Below are 19573 nucleotides of genomic sequence, written 5' to 3'. Positions count from 1 at the left end.
CGCGTTTCTTTAGGGTCTTACCGGCTACACCTACAAGCGAAGGAACCGGGCCCCTAGAAAAGAGCGCTGCTTTATACCAGAAAGACCCAAGTGCAACAACAGCCCGTAAGTTTTTACCGGCGTAAATCTTGGCGATAGACGCCTGAACCGTTGCCAGGAGGGGCCGCTGTAGCAGCCGACCACTCGTCGCACAGAATGATTTACAGCGCCCGCAGGCACCAGGAAGTGCACGGCGAAACGCGCTGAGGCGCCATCAAAACAGCATTTGAGGCAAAAGCACAGGCAAAAATGGGCTAGTCATTTATCCATCAGACCACTACGGTAGTCTTTTTCCAGACTGCACTTGCAGATGGGCCTTCGATTTGCAAAGGAAACCGAATATGCGTCTCGCTGCCCTACCGCTATTGCTAGCCCCACTGTTTATCGCGTTGCCGGCGTTTGCCGCCACCCATTTGACCATTTGCACCGAGGCCAGCCCCGAAGGGTTCGACGTGGTGCAGTACAACTCGCTGACCACCACCAATGCCTCGGCCGACGTGCTGATGAACCGCCTGGTGGACTACGATGCCGTCAGCGGCAAATTGGTACCCAGCCTGGCGGACAGCTGGGAAGTTTCGCCGGATGGCCTGACTTACACCTTCAAGCTGCACCCGGCGGTCAAGTTCCACCGTACCGACTACTTCACACCGAGCCGCACGCTCACCGCCGATGACGTGCGGTTCAGCTTTGAACGCATGCTCGACCCGGCCAACCCGTGGCACAAAATCGCCCAGAGCGGCTTTCCCCACGCCCAGTCGCTGCAACTGCCCACATTGATCAAGAAGATCGACGCGCTCGACCCGTTGACCGTGCGCTTCACTCTTGACCACGCAGACTCCACTTTTCTCGCCGCCTTGAGCATGGGCTTCGCGTCAATTTACCCGGCCGAGTACGCCGACAAACTGCTCAAGGCCGGCACGCCAGACAAGCTCAACAGCCAGCCGATTGGCACCGGCCCGTTCGTTTTCGTACGTTTCCAAAAAGACGCGGTGGTGCGCTACAAAGCCAACCCGGACTACTTCGCCGGCAAACCTGCTGTGGATAACTTGCTGTTCGCAATCACCACAGACGCCAATGTCCGCCTGCAGAAGCTGCGCCGCGATGAGTGCCAGATCGCCCTGTCACCCAAGCCGCTGGACGTCGGCGAGGCCGAAAAAGACCCTGCGCTGAAGGTGGAAAAAACCGCCGCTTTCATGACTGCATTCGTCGCCATCAACAGCCAGCACCCGCCGCTGGACAAGCCCGAAGTGCGTCAGGCGATCAACCTGGCTTTCGACAAAAACAGCTACCTCAAGGCCGTGTTTGAAGGCACCGCCGAAGCGGCCAATGGTGTTTACCCGCCGAATACCTGGAGCTACGCCAAAGACCTGCCGGGTTATCCACAGGACATCGCCAAAGCCAAAGCGCTGCTTGCACGTGCAGGGCTCAAGGACGGCTTCAAGACCACGATCTGGACTCGCCCAACGGGGAGCCTGCTGAACCCCAACCCGAACCTCGGCGCACAATTGTTGCAGGCGGACCTGGCCAAGGTCGGCATTCAGGCGCAGATCCGCGTGATCGAGTGGGGCGAGCTGATTCGTCGCGCCAAGGCCGGCGAACATGACCTGCTGTTCATGGGCTGGGCGGGCGATAACGGCGACCCGGATAACTTCCTGACCCCCCAGTTCTCCTGCGCGGCAGTCAAATCCGGCACCAACTTCGCTCGCTACTGCGACCCTGCGCTGGACAAGTTGATCAGCGCCGGCAAAACCACCAGCGAGCAAGGCGTGCGCAGCAAGCTGTACCAACAGGCCCAGGCACAAATCCAGCAACAGGCATTGTGGCTGCCGTTGGCACACCCGACCGCGTTCGCCCTGACACGCAAAAATGTCGAGGGTTATCAGGTGAGCCCGTTTGGGCGCCAGGATTTCTCCAGGGTCAGCATTAAGCGCTAAACGCTAAGCCGCAAGCTGCAAGCGGCAAGCCCACTTGAAGCTTGCCGCTTAAAGCTTGCTGCTGCTCCCCTCCTCCTACATCCACCCGTATTCGGCCATCGACAGCGGGTCACCGTCGCCCACGATGATGTGGTCGAGCACCCGCACATCCACCACTTCGAGGGCTTTTTGCAGCAGCCTGGTTAATTTTCGATCAGCGGCGCTGGGCTCAGCATTCCCCGAGGGATGGTTGTGGCACAGGATCAGCGCTGCCGCGTTGTACGCCAGGGCGCGCTTGACCACTTGCCGGGGGTAAACCACGGCGGCGTCGATGGTGCCTTGGAACAACGCCTCAAAACCCAGAACCCGGTGCTTTGAGTCGAGAAACAGGCAGCCGAAGATTTCGTGGGGTTCATGGCGTAACAACGCCTTGAGGTAATCGCGCACGGCCAGCGGGCTTTCCAGCACCGAGTCACTGCGCAGGCACTCGGCCATATGCCGTCGGGACATTTCCAACACCGCCTGCAACTGCGCAAACTTCGCCGGCCCCAAACCCAAATGCTGGCTGAACAGTGTCTGGCTGGACTCCAACAGCGGCCGAAGGCCACCGAATTGCGCTAACACATGGCGCGCCAAGTCGACCGCGCTCATGCCGGACACCCCGGTACGCAGGAAAATCGCCAACAGCTCGGCATCCGACAGGCTCGCCGCGCCCAGTTCCAAAAGCTTCTCCCGTGGACGTTCCGTCACAGGCCAATCGCGAATACTCATCCCACCTCCGTGTGCGTGTGCGCCGCTGTTGCCTGGCGGTCGCTGTGTTATCTTAGGCCCTCTTTTTTGCCTGCGATTTCCCCTGGGGAGGGGGCATCGCAAGCGTCATTGAACTGGCATCACTGAACTGGAAAGGCAAACCAATGCAGCGTCTGTATCGGAAACGCATCGTTCTCGGCGTCGGCGGCGGCATTGCCGCCTACAAGAGCGCAGAGCTGGTTCGCAGGCTCCTCGACCAAGGCGCCGAAGTGCGCGTTGTCATGACCCGTGGAGGCAGTGAGTTCATCACCCCACTGACCATGCAGGCCTTGTCCGGCCACCCGGTTCACCTCGACCTTCTGGACCCGGCGGCCGAAGCTGCCATGGGCCATATCGAGCTGGCCAAATGGGCAGATCTGGTACTGATCGCCCCCGCCACCGCCGACCTGATCGCCCGCCTGGCGCAAGGCATCGCCGATGACCTGCTGACCACACTGGTGCTGGCAACCGATGCCACCGTCGCCATTGCGCCGGCGATGAACCAGGCCATGTGGCGCGACCCTGCCACCCAAGCCAACACCCAGCTCCTGCAAAGCCGTGGCCTGCAGGTGTTCGGGCCGGCGTCCGGCAGCCAGGCCTGCGGCGATGTCGGCATGGGCCGCATGCTCGAAGCCACCGACCTGGCGCTGTGCGCCGCCGGTTGCTTCCAGCACCTGGCCCTCACCGGCAAGCACGTGCTGATCACCGCCGGCCCGACCCAGGAAAACATCGACCCGGTGCGCTACATCACCAACCATAGCTCAGGGAAAATGGGCTTTGCCTTGGCGGAAGCCGCGGTTGAGGCAGGCGCACGCGTCACCTTGATCACCGGACCGGTGCATTTGCCGACCCCCGACCGGGTCACCCGAATCGACGTAGTCAGCGCCCGCGACATGCTGGCGGCCTGCGAGGCAGCGATTCCCTGCGACGTGTTCATCGCCTCGGCAGCGGTTGCGGACTACCGCCCAGAAGTCGTTGCCCCGCAAAAGCTAAAGAAAGACCCTACAAGCGGCGACGGCCTGCTCCTGCAAATGGTGCGCAACCCAGACATCCTGGCCACCATCGCCACCCGTGCAGACCGCCCGTTCAGTGTCGGTTTTGCCGCCGAGACCGAACACCTGCTGGATTACGCCGCTCGCAAATTGAAAGACAAAAACCTCGACCTGATCGTTGCCAATGATGTCGCTAACCCGAGCATCGGCTTCAACAGCGAGGAAAACGCCTGCAGCGTGATCGACCGTCAGCTGCACGCCACCGTTTTCGCCCAGACCAGCAAGGGCAAAATTGCCCGCCAGCTGATCTCATTTATCGCCCAACGGCTGAACCAGGTTTAATTTACATGCACGCTTTGCAAGCCAAGATCCTCGACCCCCGCATCGGCACCGAATTCCCACTGCCGGCCTACGCCACCCCAGGCTCCGCCGGCCTGGACCTGCGCGCCATGCTCAAGCAGGACACCGTTCTGGAGCCAGGCCAAACCCTGCTGATTCCGACCGGCCTGTCGATCTACGTCGGCGACCCGGGCCTTGCCGCATTGATCCTGCCGCGCTCCGGGCTGGGCCACAAACACGGCATCGTGCTGGGCAACCTCGTCGGCCTGATCGACTCCGATTACCAGGGCGAACTGATGGTGTCGTGCTGGAACCGTGGCCACACCGCCTTCAACATCGCCGTGGGTGAGCGTATCGCCCAGCTGGTGCTGGTGCCGGTGGTGCAGGCGCAGTTCGAACTGGTGCAGGAGTTCGACGAAACTCAGCGCGGCGCAGGCGGTTTTGGGCATTCCGGCAGCCACTGACTAAGCTGAATCAGGCCGGGCGCCCTTGTCCGGCCCGATACGACCGCAGGGCATTTTCAGGATGAAGAATGCGCGAATCTAATCAGCGAGATTTTCCCATTGGAATCAGTGTATTACGTGATTCCAAAGGCAAGGCCAGCACGCCGATGGCACTTTTGCACCACGAACTCTCTGCCGAAAACGTCGTCATAACCTTCAGTTTGAGCCCGCCGGTCAGCCATATTCAGGCCAGCTTTGCCCCCTTCAAATGGAGTTTCCCCCCGCGATGAGTACCGCAGCCCGAGTAGCCCCGACATTCCCCGACAGCATTTTTCGCGCTTACGACATTCGTGGTGTCGTGCCCAAAACCCTGACCGCCGAAACCGCCTACTGGATCGGACGCGCCATTGGCTCTCAGAGCCTGGCCCAGGGCGAGCCCAACGTCTCGGTAGGCCGTGATGGCCGCTTGTCCGGCCCCGAGCTGGTCGAGCAACTGATTCAGGGCCTGGCCGACAGCGGCTGCCATGTCAGCGACGTCGGCCTGGTGCCGACGCCGGCGCTGTACTACGCAGCCAACGTACTGGCCGGCAAGTCTGGCGTGATGTTGACCGGCAGTCACAACCCGTCGGACTACAACGGCTTCAAAATCGTCATCGCCGGTGACACCCTGGCCAACGAACAAATCCAGGCGCTGCACACTCGCCTGAAGACCAACGACCTGACCACCGGCGAAGGCAGCATCACCAAAGTCGACATTCTTCAGCGCTACTCTGATGAAATCACCGGCGACGTGAAACTCGCGCGGCGCCTGAAAGTAGTGGTGGACTGCGGCAACGGCGCGGCCGGGGTGATCGCCCCGCAACTGCTTGAAGCCCTCAATTGCGAAGTGATCCCGCTGTTCTGCGACGTGGACGGCAACTTCCCCAACCACCACCCGGACCCAGGCAAGCCCGAGAACCTGGTGGACCTGATCGCCAAGGTTAAGGAAACCGGCGCTGACGTCGGCCTGGCCTTTGACGGCGACGGCGACCGTGTTGGCGTGGTAACCGAAACCGGCGAGATCGTGTTCCCGGACCGCCTGCTGATGCTGTTTGCGCGTGACGTGGTGGCACGCAACCCGGGCGCGGAAATCATTTTCGACGTTAAATGCACCCGCCGCCTGACCCCACTGATCAAGGAATACGGCGGTCGCCCACTAATGTGGAAGACCGGCCACTCGTTGATCAAAAAGAAAATGAAGGAAACCGGCGCGCTGTTGGCGGGCGAAATGAGCGGCCACGTGTTCTTCAAGGAACGTTGGTTCGGCTTCGACGACGGCATTTACAGCGCCGCGCGCCTGCTGGAGATCCTCAGCAAAGAAAAATCCACCTGCGACGCGCTGTTTCAGACGTTTCCGAATGATATTTCTACGCCAGAGATCAATATCCATGTGACCGAGGAGAGCAAATTCAGCATCATTGACGCACTGCACGATGCGCAATGGGGCGAAGGCGCCAACCTGACCACCATTGATGGTGTGCGAGTCGATTACGCCAAAGGCTGGGGCCTGGTTCGCGCGTCCAACACCACACCGGTGCTGGTGCTGCGTTTCGAGGCGGATACCGAGGCTGAGTTGCAGCGCATCAAGGACGTGTTCCACGCCCAGTTGAAACGTGTTGCCCCTGATCTCCAATTACCGTTCTGATTTTTTACCGGAGCCCTGAATGACCCTCGAACGCGAAGCCGCTGCCAACACCGCCAAGGTCCTTTCCGAAGCGTTGCCCTATATTCGACGCTACGTCGGCAAGACGCTGGTGATCAAGTACGGCGGCAATGCGATGGAAAGCGACGAGCTGAAAACCGGCTTTGCCCGCGACATCGTGTTGATGAAAGCCGTCGGCATCAACCCGGTGGTGGTGCACGGTGGCGGCCCGCAAATCGGCGACCTGCTCAAGCGTTTGTCAATCGAGAGTCACTTCATCGATGGCATGCGCGTCACTGACGCGCAAACCATGGACGTGGTGGAGATGGTCCTCGGTGGCCAGGTCAACAAAGACATCGTCAACCTGATCAACCGTCATGGCGGCAGCGCCATCGGCCTGACCGGCAAGGACGCGGAGCTGATCCGTGCGAAAAAACTGACGGTCACCCGACAGACGCCGGAAATGACCCAGCCGGAAATCATCGACATCGGCCAAGTGGGCGAAGTGACCGGTATCAACACCGACTTGCTCAACCTGTTGGTGAAAGGCGACTTTATTCCGGTAATCGCGCCGATCGGCGTGGGTGCCAATGGCGAGTCCTACAACATCAACGCCGACCTGGTGGCGGGCAAGGTGGCTGAAGCGCTGAAAGCTGAAAAGCTGATGCTGCTGACCAACATCGCAGGCCTGATGGACAAGGAAGGCAAGGTACTGACCGGCTTGACCACCCAACAGGTGGATGAGTTGATCGCCGACGGCACCATCTACGGCGGCATGCTGCCGAAGATCCGTTGTGCACTCGAAGCCGTGCAAGGCGGCGTCGGCAGTTCGTTGATTCTGGACGGACGTGTGCCGAATGCGATCCTGCTGGAAATCTTCACCGACACCGGCGTGGGCACGCTGATCAGCAACCGCAAGCGGCCTTAAACGGCGAAAACAAAAGGCCCCGCTCAATCACATTGAGCGGGGCCTTTTTTATTGGTACGCGGTCCAAGTGTGGGAGCGGGCTTGCTCGCGAATGCGGTGGGTCAGAAACATATCCAGTGACTGACACTCCGCATTCGCGAGCAAGCCCGCTCCCACACAAGCCCGCTCCCACATGGGTTCGGTGTCAAACGCCGAACTGCTCGCGGTACGCCTTCACTGCCGGCAGATGCTGCTTGAGCTGCGAGTCATCTTCGAGGAACTGCAACACCTGGTTCAGCGACACGATGCTCACCACCGGAATGCCGAAATCACGCTCCACTTCCTGGATCGCCGACAACTCACCGTTGCCGCGCTCTTGGCGGTTGAGCGCGATCAACACACCGGCCGCCTTGGCGCCCTCCTGGGAAGCGATGATCTGCATCACCTCACGGATGGCAGTGCCGGCGGTGATCACGTCGTCGATAATCAGCACCTGGCCTTCAAGTGGCGCGCCAACCAGGCTGCCGCCTTCGCCATGGGCCTTGGCCTCTTTGCGGTTGAAACACCACGGCAGGTCTTGCCCGTGATGCTCGGCCAACGCCACAGCCGTAGTGGCCGCCAAAGGGATGCCCTTGTAGGCTGGGCCGAACAGCACATCGAAGGAAATACCGCTTTCAACGATGGCTGCCGCGTAGAAACGGCCCAGCTGAGCCAGGGCCGAACCCGAGTTGAACAAGCCTGCATTGAAGAAGTACGGGCTGGTGCGCCCGGACTTCAAAGTGAACTCACCGAAGCGCAAAACGCCGCGATCGATGGCAAAACGAATGAAATCGCGTTGATACGCCTGCATGAAAAAAGCCTCAGATACCACGGATTTAGCTAATTAGGTAGACGGCGTGTATCATACACGCACGCGATTTTTGGGGCCATTTATGCGGATCATCAGTGTGAACGTCAATGGTATTCAGGCTGCAGTCGAGCGTGGTTTGCTCAGTTGGCTGCAAGCACAGAATGCCGACGTCATCTGCCTGCAGGACACCCGCGCCTCCGCCTTTGAACTGGACGACCCAGCCTTCCAACTGGATGGCTACTTCCTTTATGCCTGCGATGCCGAAGTGCCCACCCAAGGTGGCGTGGCTTTGTACTCGCGGTTGCAACCCAAGGCGGTCATCAGCGGCCTCGGCTTCGAGACAGCCGACCGCTACGGGCGCTACCTGCAAGCCGATTTCGATAAGGTCAGCATCGCGACCTTGCTGCTTCCTTCGGGGCAGAACGGCGATGAAGACTTGAACCAGAAGTTCAAGCTAATGGACGATTTCGCCCGTTATCTGGATAAACAGCGGCGCAAACGTCGCGAGTACATTTATTGTGGCTCGCTCTACGTGGCGCAACAGAAGCTGGATATCAAAAACTGGCGCGACAGCCAGCAATCCCCGGGTTTCCTGGCGCCGGAACGGGCCTGGATGGACGAGATTGTCGGCAACATGGGTTATGTAGACGCCCTGCGCGAAGTCAGCCGTGAAGGCGACCAGTACAGCTGGTGGCCGGATAACGAACAGGCAGAGATGCTCAACCTGGGCTGGCGTTTCGATTACCAGTTGCTGACGCCGGGCCTGCGCCGCTTTGTTCGCGCCGCACGCCTGCCGCGTCAGCCGCGCTTCTCGCAGCACGCGCCGCTGATCGTGGACTACGACTGGACATTGACCATCTGAGGTCTTTAACCAGGCACAAAAAAACCGACATCGCTGTCGGTTTTTTTGTGGGCGCTGGATTACTTGATCAGGCGCCAGACCCACGGATAGCGATAAGCGATGCCGTTGTTGGCCTTGATGCCTGCAATGATCGTCAGCACCAGCGCCACGACCACCAGGATCAACATCAACAGAAAGCCGATCACCACGAACCCCAGCACCATGCACACCAGCCAGGCGATGGCCACGGTGATCTGAAAATTCAGCGCTTCCTTGCCCTGATCATTGATAAGCGGGTCCATGTCCTTTTTGATTTGCCACAGGATCAGCGGCCCCAACAAGCTGCCGAAGGGGAATACCAACCCCAGAAACGCCGCAAAGTGACACAACATCGCCCACTGGCGTACTTCCTTGGACGGTGCTGGAACCGGTAATGGGCTGTCACTCATGGCGCTTCTCCTTGAAGCCTGTTCAGTCAGCCAGTGCGGCGTTCTGCAGTTCGAAAATTTCGGTCATGCCCTTCTGGGCCAGGGCCAACATGGCGTTCAGGTCGGCAGGCTGGAATGGCGCGCCTTCGGCGGTGCCCTGCACTTCGATGAAACCACCGGTGCTGGTCATCACTACGTTCAGGTCGGTCTCGGCAGCCGAGTCTTCCAGGTAGTCGAGGTCGAGCACTGGCTCGCCCTGGTACATGCCGACCGACACCGCAGCGATCATTTGCTTGAGCGGGTCACCGCCTTTCAGGCCGCCACGCTTCTTGATCACTTTCAGCGCGTCAATCAGGGCCACCATGGCGCCGGTGATGGAGGCGGTGCGGGTGCCGCCGTCAGCCTGGATAACGTCGCAATCGACGTACAGGGTCACGTCGCCCAGCTTGGACATGTCCAATGCTGCGCGCAGCGAACGGCCGATCAAACGCTGGATTTCGAGGGTACGGCCGCCTTGCTTGCCACGGCTGGCTTCACGCTGGTTACGCTCGCCGGTGGCGCGCGGCAGCATGCCGTACTCGGCCGTCAACCAACCCTGGCCCTGGCCTTTGAGAAAACGCGGCACGCCGTTTTCAACGCTGACGGTGCAGATAACCTTGGTATCGCCAAACTCGACCAGTACAGATCCCTCGGCGTGTTTGGTGTAGTTGCGGGTGATGCGGATCGAGCGGAGCTGATCGGCAGCGCGACCACTTGGACGTTTCATAGGGGATACCTGTACGGAGGACAAAAACTGCCGAGCATTATAGAGCCGCGAACCGTTTCGGGGCACTTCTAAAAATTCGGTTACGAATTCGGCCCGGCGCCATTGTTTGGGCGCGCTCGCCGCACTGCGCTACAATCCTGCGCCTTCGCAGCCTGTCGGCTTCAATTTACTCATCAGCCCGCATTGGCGGGCCGCATCGCGAGGTACTTCCATGGTGCACAGCATGACCGCCTTCGCCCGCGTCGAAAAAGCCGGCGCCCAAGGCACCCTGAGCTGGGAGTTGCGCTCGGTCAACAGCCGTTACCTGGAGCCGCACCTGCGCTTGCCAGAGTCGTTCCGCGACCTCGAAGGCGCCGTGCGTGAAGCGCTGCGCCAGGGCATCTCGCGTGGCAAGCTGGAATGCACGCTGCGCTTTACCGAGGAAACCACCGGCAAACCGCTGCAGGTGGACCGCGACCGCGCCGCGCAACTGGTTGCCGCCGCCGAAACCATCGCCGGCCTGATCAAGCAGCCTGCCGCGCTGAACCCGCTTGAAGTACTGGCCTGGCCCGGCGTACTGGTGGCCGACGCCAGCGACCCGCAAGCCCTCAATGCCGAAGCCCTCGCCCTGTTCACCCAGGGTTTGAAGGAACTCAAGGCCGGCCGCGAGCGCGAAGGCGCCGAACTGGCCCGCCTGATCAGCGAACGCCTGAGCTCAATCGAAGAAGACGTAGTGACCCTGCGCGAACTGGTGCCGCAAATGCTCGCGACCCAACGCCAGAAGGTTCTCGACCGTTTTACCGACATGAAGGCCGACCTTGACCCGGTGCGCCTGGAACAAGAAATGGTGCTGCTGGCGCAAAAGAGCGACGTCGCCGAAGAACTCGACCGCCTTAGCACGCATATCCTCGAAGTGCGCCGCGTGCTCAAGTCCGGCGGTGCCGCCGGTCGGCGCCTGGACTTCCTGATGCAGGAACTCAACCGCGAAGCCAATACACTCGGCTCCAAAGCCTTTGACCCGCGCAGCACCACGGCAGCGGTCAACCTTAAAGTGTTGATCGAACAGATGCGCGAACAAGTACAGAATATTGAGTAAGGCACCTTCCATGACCCACAGCACCGGCACCCTTTACATCATTTCTGCCCCTTCGGGCGCGGGCAAGAGCAGCCTGGTCAAAGCCTTGACCGACGCTGACGAACACATCCGCATTTCGGTCTCGCACACCACCCGCGCCATGCGCCCGGGCGAGGTGAACGGGGTGCACTACCATTTCGTCGAGCGCACCGAGTTCGTCAAAATGATCGAGCACGGTGACTTCCTGGAGCGCGCCGAAGTATTCGGCAACCTCTACGGCACCTCGCAAAGCCACCTGCAGCAAACCCTGGACGAAGGCCACGACCTGATTCTGGAAATCGACTGGCAGGGCGCCGAGCAAGTGCGCCAACTGATGCCCAAGGCGCGCTCGATCTTTATTCTGCCGCCGTCGCTGGAAGCCTTGCACCAGCGCCTGACCAACCGAGGCCAGGACAGCGACGAGATCATCGAAGGCCGCATGCGTGAAGCCGTCAGTGAAATGAGCCACTACGTCGACTACGACTACCTGATCATCAACGACGATTTTGCGCATGCGCTGGATGATTTGAAGGCGATTTTCCGTACCAATCAGCTCCAGCAAAAGCGTCAACAGCAGCGTTTCGGCAAATTACTGGCTGAATTGCTCGGTTGATTGGCGCTTCCCAAAACCGCTGCAAGGGCTTTACATTGGCACTTGTAGCGGTTTTGCGAATGCCTGCCAAAAATCAGCGCTTCCCTAAACGCTGGTGATTTTTTAAACTGTTTAGTCCGCTCGCCCAACCGGGCAGCGCGCATCTTGCATTCGCTCCGAGGAATACCATGGCCCGCGTAACCGTTGAAGACTGCCTAGAACACGTGGATAACCGCTTTGAGCTGGTCATGCTCTCTACCAAGCGTGCCCGTCAATTGGCCACTGGCGGTAAAGAACCGCTGGTCCAGTGGGAAAACGACAAGCCTACCGTGGTAGCGCTGCGTGAAATCGCTGAAGGCCTGATGAGCTACGAGTTCATCGCCAACGCCGAAATCGTTGAAGACGAACCGCTGTTTGCAGCGTTCGAGGACGAGTCCAACGAGGCCGTCTAAGCCTATGCCTGGTCGACGTAGCACGGCGCAGTGTCAACGCCCGCGGCAGGAGTTAATACTTTGCCGAGCATAGACGCCCTCGCCGATCGCTTATCGACCTACCTCGGCCCAGACCAGGTCAACCTGGTCCGCCGAGCGTATTTCTACGCCGAACAAGCCCACGACGGCCAACGCCGCCGCAGTGGCGAGGCGTATGTCACGCATCCTCTTGCCGTGGCAAATATTCTTGCCGACATGCACATGGACCATCAGAGCCTGATGGCCGCGATGCTGCATGACGTGATCGAAGACACCGGCATTGCCAAGGAAGCGCTCAGTGCGCAATTTGGCGAAACCGTGGCCGAACTGGTCGACGGGGTCAGCAAACTGACCCAGATGAACTTCGAAACCAAGGCCGAAGCCCAGGCGGAAAACTTCCAGAAAATGGCCATGGCCATGGCCCGAGACATTCGGGTAATTCTGGTCAAGCTGGCCGACCGGCTGCACAACATGCGCACGCTGGAAGTGCTGTCCGGCGAAAAACGCCGACGCATCGCCAAGGAAACCCTGGAAATTTACGCGCCCATCGCCAACCGGCTGGGCATGCACGCCATTCGTATTGAATTCGAAGACCTCGGCTTCAAGGCCATGCACCCGATGCGCTCGGCGCGCATCTACCAGGCGGTCAAGCGCGCACGTGGCAACCGCAAGGAAATCGTCAACAAAATCGAAGAGTCGCTGAGCCACTGCCTGGCGATCGACGAAATTGAAGGCGAAGTCAGCGGCCGGCAGAAACACATTTACGGCATCTACAAAAAGATGCGCGGCAAGCGCCGGGCCTTCAACGAGATCATGGACGTGTACGCGTTCCGCATCATCGTCGACAAGGTTGACACCTGTTACCGCGTACTCGGCGCTGTACATAATTTGTACAAACCCCTGCCCGGCCGCTTCAAAGACTACATCGCGATTCCCAAGGCCAACGGCTACCAGTCGCTGCATACCACGTTGTTTGGGATGCACGGCGTGCCGATCGAGATTCAGATCCGCACGCGCGAAATGGAAGAGATGGCCAATAACGGCATCGCCGCGCACTGGCTGTACAAATCCAGCGGTGACGAGCAGCCGAAAGGCACGCATGCCCGCGCTCGCCAGTGGGTCAAAGGCGTGCTTGAGATGCAGCAACGGGCCGGCAACTCCCTGGAATTTATCGAAAGCGTGAAGATCGACCTGTTCCCGGACGAGGTCTACGTGTTCACGCCCAAAGGCCGCATCATGGAGCTGCCAAAAGGCTCCACGGCGGTCGACTTTGCCTACGCGGTGCACACCGACGTGGGTAACAGTTGCATCGCCTGCCGCATCAACCGGCGTCTCGCGCCGCTGTCCGAACCGCTGCAAAGCGGCTCCACGGTCGAGATCGTCAGCGCACCGGGCGCGCGCCCCAACCCGGCCTGGCTGAATTTTGTGGTCACCGGCAAGGCGCGCACGCACATCCGTCACGCGCTGAAACTGCAACGCCGCTCCGAATCCATCAGCCTCGGCGAACGCCTGCTGAACAAGGTACTCAACGGTTTCGACAGCGCGCTGGAAAAAATCCCGGCCGAGCGCGTGCAAGCGATGCTCCACGAGTATCGCCAGGAAACCATCGAAGACCTGCTGGAAGATATTGGCTTGGGCAATCGCATGGCCTACGTGGTGGCGCGCCGGCTGCTCGGCGAAGGCGAACAACTGCCAAGCCCCGAAGGCCCGTTGGCGATTCGCGGCACCGAAGGCCTGGTACTTAGCTACGCCAAGTGCTGTACGCCGATCCCGGGTGACCCGATTGTCGGCCACTTGTCGGCGGGCAAAGGCATGGTCGTGCACTTGGACAACTGCCGCAATATCACTGAAATCCGCCACAACCCCGAGAAATGCATTCAGTTGTCGTGGGCCAAGGATGTGACCGGCGAGTTCAACGTCGAGCTGCGGGTGGAGCTGGAACACCAGCGCGGCCTGATTGCCTTGCTGGCCAGCAGTGTCAACGCGGCCGACGGCAACATCGAGAAAATCAGCATGGACGAGCGCGATGGCCGCATCAGCGTGGTCCAGCTGGTTGTCAGCGTGCACGACCGCGTGCACCTGGCCCGCGTGATCAAGAAGCTGCGCGCCTTGACCGGGGTCATCCGCATCACCCGCATGCGTGCATAACCCACTCATTACAAGGAGTCATACATGACCAAGACCGTTATCACCAGCGACAAGGCCCCAGCCGCTATCGGTACGTATTCCCAGGCCATCAAGGCGGGCAATACCGTCTACATGTCCGGGCAGATCCCGCTGGACCCAAAAACCATGGAACTGGTTGAAGGCTTTGAGGCACAAACTGTACAAGTCTTCGAAAACCTCAAGTCGGTTGCCGAAGCCGCCGGCGGTTCGTTCAAGGACATCGTCAAGCTGAACATCTTCCTCACCGACCTGAGCCATTTCGCCAAGGTTAACGAGATCATGGGTAAGTACTTCGAACAGCCGTACCCAGCCCGCGCCGCCATTGGCGTTGCCGCCCTGCCAAAGGGTGCGCAGGTTGAGATGGATGCGATTCTGGTCATCGAGTAAAACACCCGGCGCAGCCTTCACAGGCTGCGCCGACTTCGTTTCAGAAGGATTTCGTCATGCGCAAAGCGCTTATAGCCTTGTCAACGCTGGCCCTGGTGCTCGGCGGCTGCGCCAGCAACCCCGCCGACCTGGACGTGAGCGGAACCTGGGTCAACCAGGCCGCCATCAATGCGGCAGCCAAGGGCGGCCCTTTGCGTGAAGCCCTGCAAACCTTTGGCCCCAACCTTGAGTGGCAGATCAACCCCAAGGCTGCGCAGGCACGCTACTACAACGGTTTTGAAGTAGCTGAAGGCAAGTTGCTCGGCGAGAAGTCCGGCGCCTGGAGCGTCGAGTTTTACGGCAGCTCCGCCACTGAACTCAAGCGCAAAGGCAAACAACTGCTGCAGTCGGCTAATGACAATGAGCCTGAGCAATTGTTCGCCCGCGCCAAGGACCCGGCCCCGGAAGGCGCGCCATTGGGCGCTAACTTCGAGCGGGCGCTGTATGCGGCCTACATGGGCGGCGATTGGAAGATTACCGACGGCAACGGTGACGGCGCCACGGTACAGTTTCAGCCCGACGGCAAGGTTGCCGGCTTGCCGGGTGTCGATCGCTACTCGCTGTGCCTGGCGGGCGACTGCGCCTCCATGAGCGGCGGCTATGACAGCATCTGGCTGCAGCTGAACGGCCAGGGCAACCCGTGGATCTTCGCCCGCAAAGGCAAGCAACTGGAAATCTTCCAGGCGGTGAATACTGCGCAAGCGGATGAAGGCCCCCAGTTCACTCCCGGCCCTCGCCAGTGGTTGCTGGAAAAACAGTGATACAAAGCAAAGGAGCCTACAGGCTCCTTTTTCTTTAGTCTGCGCCCTGGTTTTTCGCCCTTGAGAGCTGGCCCATGCGCTTGTATTTAACCCTCGGTTTATTGCTGCTGGCCGGCTGTACCCACCCGCCGCAGACGCCCGACATCAACGGACTCTGGATCAATCAGGCGCTTATTGATGAAGCCGCGCAAGGTCGGCCACTGAACACCAGCGGCGTCAACCTGGAGTGGAGCATCAACACTCGCACCGGCAAGGCGCAAATGAGCAACGCCTTCGAACTGGGCGAAGGTCAATTGCGGCAAACGTCGCCGACAGCCTGGACCGTTGATTACAACGGCTACGGCACGGATAAGCTGCGCGTTGACGGCGAGCGGTTAGTGCAACTCGCAAAGGATCACAACCCGCAGCAGGTGTTCAGCCGCCCGGCGAATGCCGCCAGAACAGGCGAACCGCGGAGCGACACGTTCAGGCACGCGCTATACGCGGCCTACATGGCCGGCCCATGGAAAATCATTGAAGGCCCTGGTACGGGCGACACCGTAATATTCGCGGCGGATGGCGGCGTGACGGGCTTTCCCCGGTACGACCAGTACGAACTATGCCTGGGTGGAGACTGCAGCTCTCAAGGCGCAGGCAATGACACACTCTCTTTATACAAAGGCAATAAGGCTGACGGATGGATTTTTGTCCGTCAGGGGCAGCGGCTCGAGCTTTTCCATCAGATCAACCTGTCCCGACCGGATGAAATTCCCGAGCTGACTCCCGGCCCACGCCAGTGGGTGCTGGAAAAACAGTGATAAAAAGGAGCCCGCGGGCTCCTTTTTCATTCAGCACTTACCTTCGAGGATCGCCGCATAGCCCTCGCGGTAGCTTGGGTAAGTCGGCACCCAGCCCAGCGCCTTGGCCCGCGCATTGCTGCATTGCTTGCTGCCCGCACGGCGCACGGTGGCTTCCTCGGCCCACTCGGTCACACCCAAGTAGTCGCGCAACCAGGCCACCACGTCCGCCAATGGGGCAGGTGCATCGTCGACGCCGATGTAGACCTTATCCAGCGAGCCGCCCTGCTCCACACGCCGCAGCAAAAAGGCCAGCAAGCCCGCCGCGTCATCGGCGTGAATCCGGTTGCCATATAAAGGTGGGTCAATTGCCACGCGATAGCCTTGGCGCACTTGGGTCAACAGCCATTCGCGGCCAGGGCCGTAGATCCCGGTCAAGCGCACGATGCTCGCGGGGATACCGCTGTTGAGCGCCACGTGCTCGGCTTCGAGCATCACTTGGCCGGAATATCCGGTGGCCTGGGTCTCGGACGTTTCGTCGACCCACTCGCCATTCTGTTGGCCGTACACACTGCTGCTGGAGACAAACAGCAAGTGCTTCGGTTGTTGGCCGTAGTCGCCCAGCCACTCCAACACATGCTCCAACCCTTGCACGTAAGCCGCGCGATACCCGGCCTCATCGTGGTCGGTGGCGGCGGCGCAATACACCACGTAATCCACCCCGCCGGTCGGCCAGGTGTCAGGGCAGTCTTTGTTGAACAGGTCGCCGGCGATGCCGATCACGCCATCGGGCAGGCGCGAAATGTCTCGCCGCAGCCCGTAAACCTCCCAGCCTGAGGCCAGCAATTGGCTAGCCAGCCGACTACCCACATCACCGCAACCTGCAATCACAACAGAAGGCGCAGACATCACAAAACTCCGTTCTCAAAGGCCTAGATTAGCCTTCACCGATGACTTGGGGCCAGAAAAACGACAAATAAAGTTACTGTATTACTTCTGTTAACAAGAATTACTTGCAATAATGACCGCCCATTTGTCCTCGACCTCATCAGGTCTGGCAGGACGATCACTCATTCTTTTCTCTTAGGTCCGGCCAGCATGACACGTAATACAAACCCCGCTTCGCCAACCAAGCTTCACAGCCCATCCCGCGCCTGGCGTGCGATGGCTGCGATGCTGTTCAGCGTATTGCTGGCACCGACCGCCGCATTCGCTGACGCCGCTGCCCCAGCCGCTCCGGCTGCTGCCGAGCAGACCACAGCCGCCCCGGCTGCACCCGCCGCTGCGCCAGTCGCCACCGACCCCGCGCAGGCCGCCAGCCCGGCCGTTGCCGACGAGTCCGGGGTTGTACTGGAAGAAAACAACACACTGGGCATGGCCCATGACCTGTCGCCGTGGGGCATGTACCAGAATGCTGACGTGGTGGTGAAAGCCGTGATGATCGGCCTGGCGATTGCCTCGATCATTACCTGGACCATCTGGATCGCCAAGGGCTTCGAGCTGCTGGGCGCCAAGCGTCGTCTGCGCACTGAAATCGTCCACCTGAAAAAAGCCACCACCCTCAAGGAAGCCAGCGACACCGCGACCAAAAAGGGCACCCTGGCCCATACGCTGGTGCAAGACGCGCTGGAAGAAATGCGCCTGTCGGCCAACGCCCGCGAAAAAGAAGGCATCAAGGAGCGCGTGGCCTTCCGCCTGGAGCGCCTGGTCGCCGCCTGCGGACGTAACATGAGCAGCGGCACCGGCGTGCTGGCTACTATCGGCTCCACTGCGCCGTTCGTCGGTCTGTTCGGCACCGTGTGGGGCATCATGAACAGCTTTATCGGCATCGCCAAAACCCAGACTACCAACCTCGCCGTGGTTGCCCCCGGCATCGCCGAAGCATTGCTGGCAACCGCCCTGGGCCTGGTTGCGGCGATTCCTGCGGTGGTGATCTACAACGTCTTCGCCCGTTCGATCGCCGGCTACAAGGCCCAGGTATCGGACGCGTCGGCAGAAGTCCTGCTGCTGGTCAGCCGCGACCTCGATCACCTGCCTACCGAGCGCAGCTCGCAACCGCACATGGTGAAAGTGGGGTAATCGGCCATGGGCCTGCATTTGAATCAAGGCGACGATGAACTCGTCGAGAACCACGAAATCAACGTCACTCCCTTTATCGACGTGATGCTGGTGCTGCTGATCATCTTCATGGTGGCGGCACCGTTGGCTACCGTGGACATCAAGGTCGACCTGCCCGCGTCCAGCGCCAAGCCTGCACCGCGGCCGGAGAAACCGATTTTCCTCAGCGTCAAGGCGGACCAACGCCTGTACTTGGGCGAAGAAGAAGTCAAAGCTGAAACCCTGGGCCCGGTGCTCGACGCCAAGACCCAAGGCAAGAAAGACACGACCATCTTCTTCCAGGCCGACAAGGGCGTGGACTACGGCGACCTGATGAGTGTGATGGATGCCCTGCGCGCGGCTGGCTACCTCAAGGTAGGCCTGGTTGGGCTTGAGACGGCAGCCAAGAAATGATCACGACGCGCCACAAACTGACGCGTTATGGCACCAGCCTTGCCGTCGTGCTGGGCGTGCATGCCGTCGCGATCATCATCGCGCTCCAATGGTCCACGCCGCGCCCGGTGACGTTGCCGCCCGCCGCCATGGTCATCGACCTGGCGCCGATGCCAGCGCCGCCGCCGCCGGCACCGCCCAAGGTGGTCACGCCGCCGCAGCCGCCTGCTCCGGTGGAAGAGTTGCCGTTGCCGAAACTGGCCGAGGCGCCCAAGCCAACGATCCAGGTGCCCAAGCCGGTCAAGCCCAAGCCCAAACCTCAGCCGCCCAAGCCTGTGGAAAAAAAGCCCGAGCCGCCCAAGGAGAAACCTTCCGAGCAGCCGCCGAGCGAAACGCCACCGACCAGTACGCCTGCGGAAAAATCGGCCCAGCCCGTTCCCGGCCCATCGCCACAGCAATTGGCCGCCAAGGCTTCCTGGCAAGGCGAGCTACTGGCGCACTTGCAGAAGTACAAGAAGTACCCGCCAAGCGCCCAGCGCAGTGGCAAGGAAGGTTTGAACCGCCTGCGTTTTGTGGTGGACGGCGAAGGCAACGTGCTGTCCTACGAATTGGTCGGCCGCTCCGGCAATGCCGACCTGGACCGCGCAACCCTGGACATGATCCGTCGCGCCCAGCCACTGCCCAAGCCTCCGGCCGACATGCTGACCGGCGGCAGCGTCGAAATCGTCGCGCCGTTCGTTTACAACATCCAGAAGCCTCGCCGATAGCATGTGGGAGGGGGCTTGCTCCCTCCCACATTGGATTTGATTGC

21 protein-coding genes and 1 pseudogene are annotated in these 19573 nt (G+C 60.4%); 17 read left to right on the top strand and 5 right to left on the bottom strand.

The annotated features are described in order from the left end of the window. Window positions 1-380: 380 nt before the first annotated feature. Window positions 381-1973, top strand: a complete 1593-nt coding sequence (locus AO240_RS12055; RefSeq protein ID WP_099236669.1) for an ABC transporter substrate-binding protein — start codon at window positions 381-383, stop codon at window positions 1971-1973. 75 nt (window positions 1974-2048) lie between these two features. Here the strand turns inward: AO240_RS12055 and radC are convergent, their stop codons facing one another. Then, window positions 2049-2723, bottom strand: a complete 675-nt coding sequence (gene radC, locus AO240_RS12050; RefSeq protein WP_099236668.1) for a DNA repair protein RadC — start codon at window positions 2721-2723, stop codon at window positions 2049-2051. A 143-nt stretch (window positions 2724-2866) separates the two neighbouring features. Between radC and coaBC the strand changes: the two genes are divergently transcribed. From coaBC to argB, 5 genes and pseudogenes are all read left to right on the top strand, one after another. After that, window positions 2867-4075, top strand: coding sequence for a bifunctional phosphopantothenoylcysteine decarboxylase/phosphopantothenate--cysteine ligase CoaBC (coaBC, locus tag AO240_RS12045; RefSeq protein WP_099236667.1), 1209 nt, complete (start codon window positions 2867-2869; stop codon window positions 4073-4075). Between the two features lie 5 nt (window positions 4076-4080). Continuing rightward, window positions 4081-4536 (top strand): dUTP diphosphatase, encoded by a 456-nt coding sequence (dut, locus tag AO240_RS12040; protein ID WP_099236666.1) that lies wholly within the window; start codon window positions 4081-4083, stop codon window positions 4534-4536. Between the two features lie 68 nt (window positions 4537-4604). Beyond that, the gene (locus AO240_RS12035; RefSeq protein WP_099236665.1) at window positions 4605-4805 is read left to right on the top strand and encodes a hypothetical protein; all 201 of its coding nucleotides are present in this window, start codon (window positions 4605-4607) and stop codon (window positions 4803-4805) included. Next, a pseudogene (locus AO240_RS12030) lies at window positions 4778-6199 on the top strand (phosphomannomutase/phosphoglucomutase); the annotation flags it as partial. The gene AO240_RS12035 and the pseudogene AO240_RS12030, both read left to right, overlap by 28 nt. Before the next feature lie 19 nt (window positions 6200-6218). Further along, window positions 6219-7124, top strand: a complete 906-nt coding sequence (gene argB / locus AO240_RS12025) for an acetylglutamate kinase (RefSeq protein WP_058415716.1) — start codon at window positions 6219-6221, stop codon at window positions 7122-7124. Window positions 7125-7308: 184 nt separating this feature from the next. Here argB and pyrE read toward each other — a convergent pair whose 3' ends face one another. Further along, window positions 7309-7953 carry an orotate phosphoribosyltransferase gene (gene pyrE, locus AO240_RS12020; RefSeq protein ID WP_099236663.1) on the bottom strand — a complete coding sequence of 215 codons (645 nt, stop codon included), beginning with the start codon at window positions 7951-7953 and terminating at the stop codon, window positions 7309-7311. Between the two features lie 82 nt (window positions 7954-8035). Between pyrE and AO240_RS12015 the strand changes: the two genes are divergently transcribed. Continuing rightward, the gene (locus AO240_RS12015) at window positions 8036-8815 is read left to right on the top strand and encodes an exodeoxyribonuclease III (RefSeq protein ID WP_058415718.1); all 780 of its coding nucleotides are present in this window, start codon (window positions 8036-8038) and stop codon (window positions 8813-8815) included. A gap of 59 nt (window positions 8816-8874) precedes the next feature. On the opposite strand, the gene AO240_RS12010 is transcribed toward AO240_RS12015, so the two are convergent. Further along, on the bottom strand, window positions 8875-9243 hold the full coding sequence (locus tag AO240_RS12010) for a DUF4870 domain-containing protein (protein WP_099236662.1): 369 nt from the start codon (window positions 9241-9243) through the stop codon (window positions 8875-8877). Between the two features lie 22 nt (window positions 9244-9265). Beyond that, window positions 9266-9988, bottom strand: coding sequence for a ribonuclease PH (gene rph / locus AO240_RS12005; RefSeq protein ID WP_099236661.1), 723 nt, complete (start codon window positions 9986-9988; stop codon window positions 9266-9268). Between the two features lie 211 nt (window positions 9989-10199). On the opposite strand from rph, the gene AO240_RS12000 reads away from it, so the two are divergent. The 7 genes from AO240_RS12000 (at window position 10200) to AO240_RS11970 (ending at window position 16293) form a co-directional block, all read left to right on the top strand. Then, on the top strand, window positions 10200-11063 hold the full coding sequence (locus AO240_RS12000; RefSeq protein ID WP_099236660.1) for a YicC/YloC family endoribonuclease: 864 nt from the start codon (window positions 10200-10202) through the stop codon (window positions 11061-11063). A gap of 10 nt (window positions 11064-11073) precedes the next feature. Then, entirely contained in the window at window positions 11074-11694 is a 621-nt protein-coding gene (gmk, locus tag AO240_RS11995; protein WP_065931902.1) for a guanylate kinase, read from the top strand. A gap of 167 nt (window positions 11695-11861) precedes the next feature. After that, window positions 11862-12125 (top strand): DNA-directed RNA polymerase subunit omega, encoded by a 264-nt coding sequence (gene rpoZ / locus AO240_RS11990; protein ID WP_003176920.1) that lies wholly within the window; start codon window positions 11862-11864, stop codon window positions 12123-12125. Window positions 12126-12185: 60 nt separating this feature from the next. Beyond that, the gene (gene spoT / locus AO240_RS11985) at window positions 12186-14291 is read left to right on the top strand and encodes a bifunctional GTP diphosphokinase/guanosine-3',5'-bis pyrophosphate 3'-pyrophosphohydrolase (RefSeq protein WP_083356111.1); all 2106 of its coding nucleotides are present in this window, start codon (window positions 12186-12188) and stop codon (window positions 14289-14291) included. Between the two features lie 24 nt (window positions 14292-14315). After that, window positions 14316-14696 (top strand): RidA family protein, encoded by a 381-nt coding sequence (locus AO240_RS11980; RefSeq protein WP_003176922.1) that lies wholly within the window; start codon window positions 14316-14318, stop codon window positions 14694-14696. A 56-nt stretch (window positions 14697-14752) separates the two neighbouring features. Then, window positions 14753-15496, top strand: coding sequence for a hypothetical protein (locus AO240_RS11975; RefSeq protein ID WP_099236659.1), 744 nt, complete (start codon window positions 14753-14755; stop codon window positions 15494-15496). Between the two features lie 74 nt (window positions 15497-15570). After that, complete coding sequence (locus AO240_RS11970) at window positions 15571-16293, top strand: hypothetical protein (protein WP_099236658.1); 723 nt, start codon at window positions 15571-15573, stop codon at window positions 16291-16293. A 30-nt stretch (window positions 16294-16323) separates the two neighbouring features. Here AO240_RS11970 and AO240_RS11965 read toward each other — a convergent pair whose 3' ends face one another. After that, window positions 16324-17181: an SDR family oxidoreductase gene (locus tag AO240_RS11965; RefSeq protein ID WP_099236657.1), complete on the bottom strand. Its 858-nt coding sequence runs from the start codon at window positions 17179-17181 to the stop codon at window positions 16324-16326. Between the two features lie 189 nt (window positions 17182-17370). Between AO240_RS11965 and exbB the strand changes: the two genes are divergently transcribed. From exbB to AO240_RS11950, 3 genes are read left to right on the top strand one after another with little or no spacing between them, the layout of a single operon-like run. Continuing rightward, on the top strand, window positions 17371-18351 hold the full coding sequence (gene exbB / locus AO240_RS11960) for a tonB-system energizer ExbB (RefSeq protein ID WP_099236656.1): 981 nt from the start codon (window positions 17371-17373) through the stop codon (window positions 18349-18351). A gap of 6 nt (window positions 18352-18357) precedes the next feature. After that, window positions 18358-18783 carry a TonB system transport protein ExbD gene (gene exbD, locus AO240_RS11955; RefSeq protein WP_099236655.1) on the top strand — a complete coding sequence of 142 codons (426 nt, stop codon included), beginning with the start codon at window positions 18358-18360 and terminating at the stop codon, window positions 18781-18783. Further along, window positions 18780-19529, top strand: coding sequence for an energy transducer TonB (locus AO240_RS11950; RefSeq protein ID WP_099236654.1), 750 nt, complete (start codon window positions 18780-18782; stop codon window positions 19527-19529). The genes exbD and AO240_RS11950 overlap by 4 nt, the downstream gene beginning before the upstream one ends. Window positions 19530-19573 lie beyond the last annotated feature (44 nt).

It is taken from the genome of Pseudomonas sp. ICMP 460, assembly GCF_002723595.1.
Taxonomy (GTDB): Bacteria; Pseudomonadota; Gammaproteobacteria; order Pseudomonadales; family Pseudomonadaceae; genus Aquipseudomonas; species Aquipseudomonas kitaguniensis.
This window is presented reverse-complemented; position numbering and strand designations above follow the sequence as displayed.

What these genes read in the sequence shown, in the direction of transcription:
- AO240_RS12055 (WP_099236669.1), top strand. Translation starts at nt 381, where the DNA reads ATGCGTCTCGCTGCCCTACCGCTATTGCTAGCCCCACTGTTTATCGCG.
- radC (WP_099236668.1), bottom strand. Translation starts at nt 2,723, where the DNA reads ATGAGTATTCGCGATTGGCCTGTGACGGAACGTCCACGGGAGAAGCTT.
- coaBC (WP_099236667.1), top strand. Translation starts at nt 2,867, where the DNA reads ATGCAGCGTCTGTATCGGAAACGCATCGTTCTCGGCGTCGGCGGCGGC.
- dut (WP_099236666.1), top strand. Translation starts at nt 4,081, where the DNA reads ATGCACGCTTTGCAAGCCAAGATCCTCGACCCCCGCATCGGCACCGAA.
- AO240_RS12035 (WP_099236665.1), top strand. Translation starts at nt 4,605, where the DNA reads ATGCGCGAATCTAATCAGCGAGATTTTCCCATTGGAATCAGTGTATTA.
- argB (WP_058415716.1), top strand. Translation starts at nt 6,219, where the DNA reads ATGACCCTCGAACGCGAAGCCGCTGCCAACACCGCCAAGGTCCTTTCC.
- pyrE (WP_099236663.1), bottom strand. Translation starts at nt 7,953, where the DNA reads ATGCAGGCGTATCAACGCGATTTCATTCGTTTTGCCATCGATCGCGGC.
- AO240_RS12015 (WP_058415718.1), top strand. Translation starts at nt 8,036, where the DNA reads ATGCGGATCATCAGTGTGAACGTCAATGGTATTCAGGCTGCAGTCGAG.
- AO240_RS12010 (WP_099236662.1), bottom strand. Translation starts at nt 9,243, where the DNA reads ATGAGTGACAGCCCATTACCGGTTCCAGCACCGTCCAAGGAAGTACGC.
- rph (WP_099236661.1), bottom strand. Translation starts at nt 9,988, where the DNA reads ATGAAACGTCCAAGTGGTCGCGCTGCCGATCAGCTCCGCTCGATCCGC.
- AO240_RS12000 (WP_099236660.1), top strand. Translation starts at nt 10,200, where the DNA reads ATGGTGCACAGCATGACCGCCTTCGCCCGCGTCGAAAAAGCCGGCGCC.
- gmk (WP_065931902.1), top strand. Translation starts at nt 11,074, where the DNA reads ATGACCCACAGCACCGGCACCCTTTACATCATTTCTGCCCCTTCGGGC.
- rpoZ (WP_003176920.1), top strand. Translation starts at nt 11,862, where the DNA reads ATGGCCCGCGTAACCGTTGAAGACTGCCTAGAACACGTGGATAACCGC.
- AO240_RS11980 (WP_003176922.1), top strand. Translation starts at nt 14,316, where the DNA reads ATGACCAAGACCGTTATCACCAGCGACAAGGCCCCAGCCGCTATCGGT.
- AO240_RS11975 (WP_099236659.1), top strand. Translation starts at nt 14,753, where the DNA reads ATGCGCAAAGCGCTTATAGCCTTGTCAACGCTGGCCCTGGTGCTCGGC.
- AO240_RS11970 (WP_099236658.1), top strand. Translation starts at nt 15,571, where the DNA reads ATGCGCTTGTATTTAACCCTCGGTTTATTGCTGCTGGCCGGCTGTACC.
- AO240_RS11965 (WP_099236657.1), bottom strand. Translation starts at nt 17,181, where the DNA reads ATGTCTGCGCCTTCTGTTGTGATTGCAGGTTGCGGTGATGTGGGTAGT.
- exbB (WP_099236656.1), top strand. Translation starts at nt 17,371, where the DNA reads ATGACACGTAATACAAACCCCGCTTCGCCAACCAAGCTTCACAGCCCA.
- exbD (WP_099236655.1), top strand. Translation starts at nt 18,358, where the DNA reads ATGGGCCTGCATTTGAATCAAGGCGACGATGAACTCGTCGAGAACCAC.
- AO240_RS11950 (WP_099236654.1), top strand. Translation starts at nt 18,780, where the DNA reads ATGATCACGACGCGCCACAAACTGACGCGTTATGGCACCAGCCTTGCC.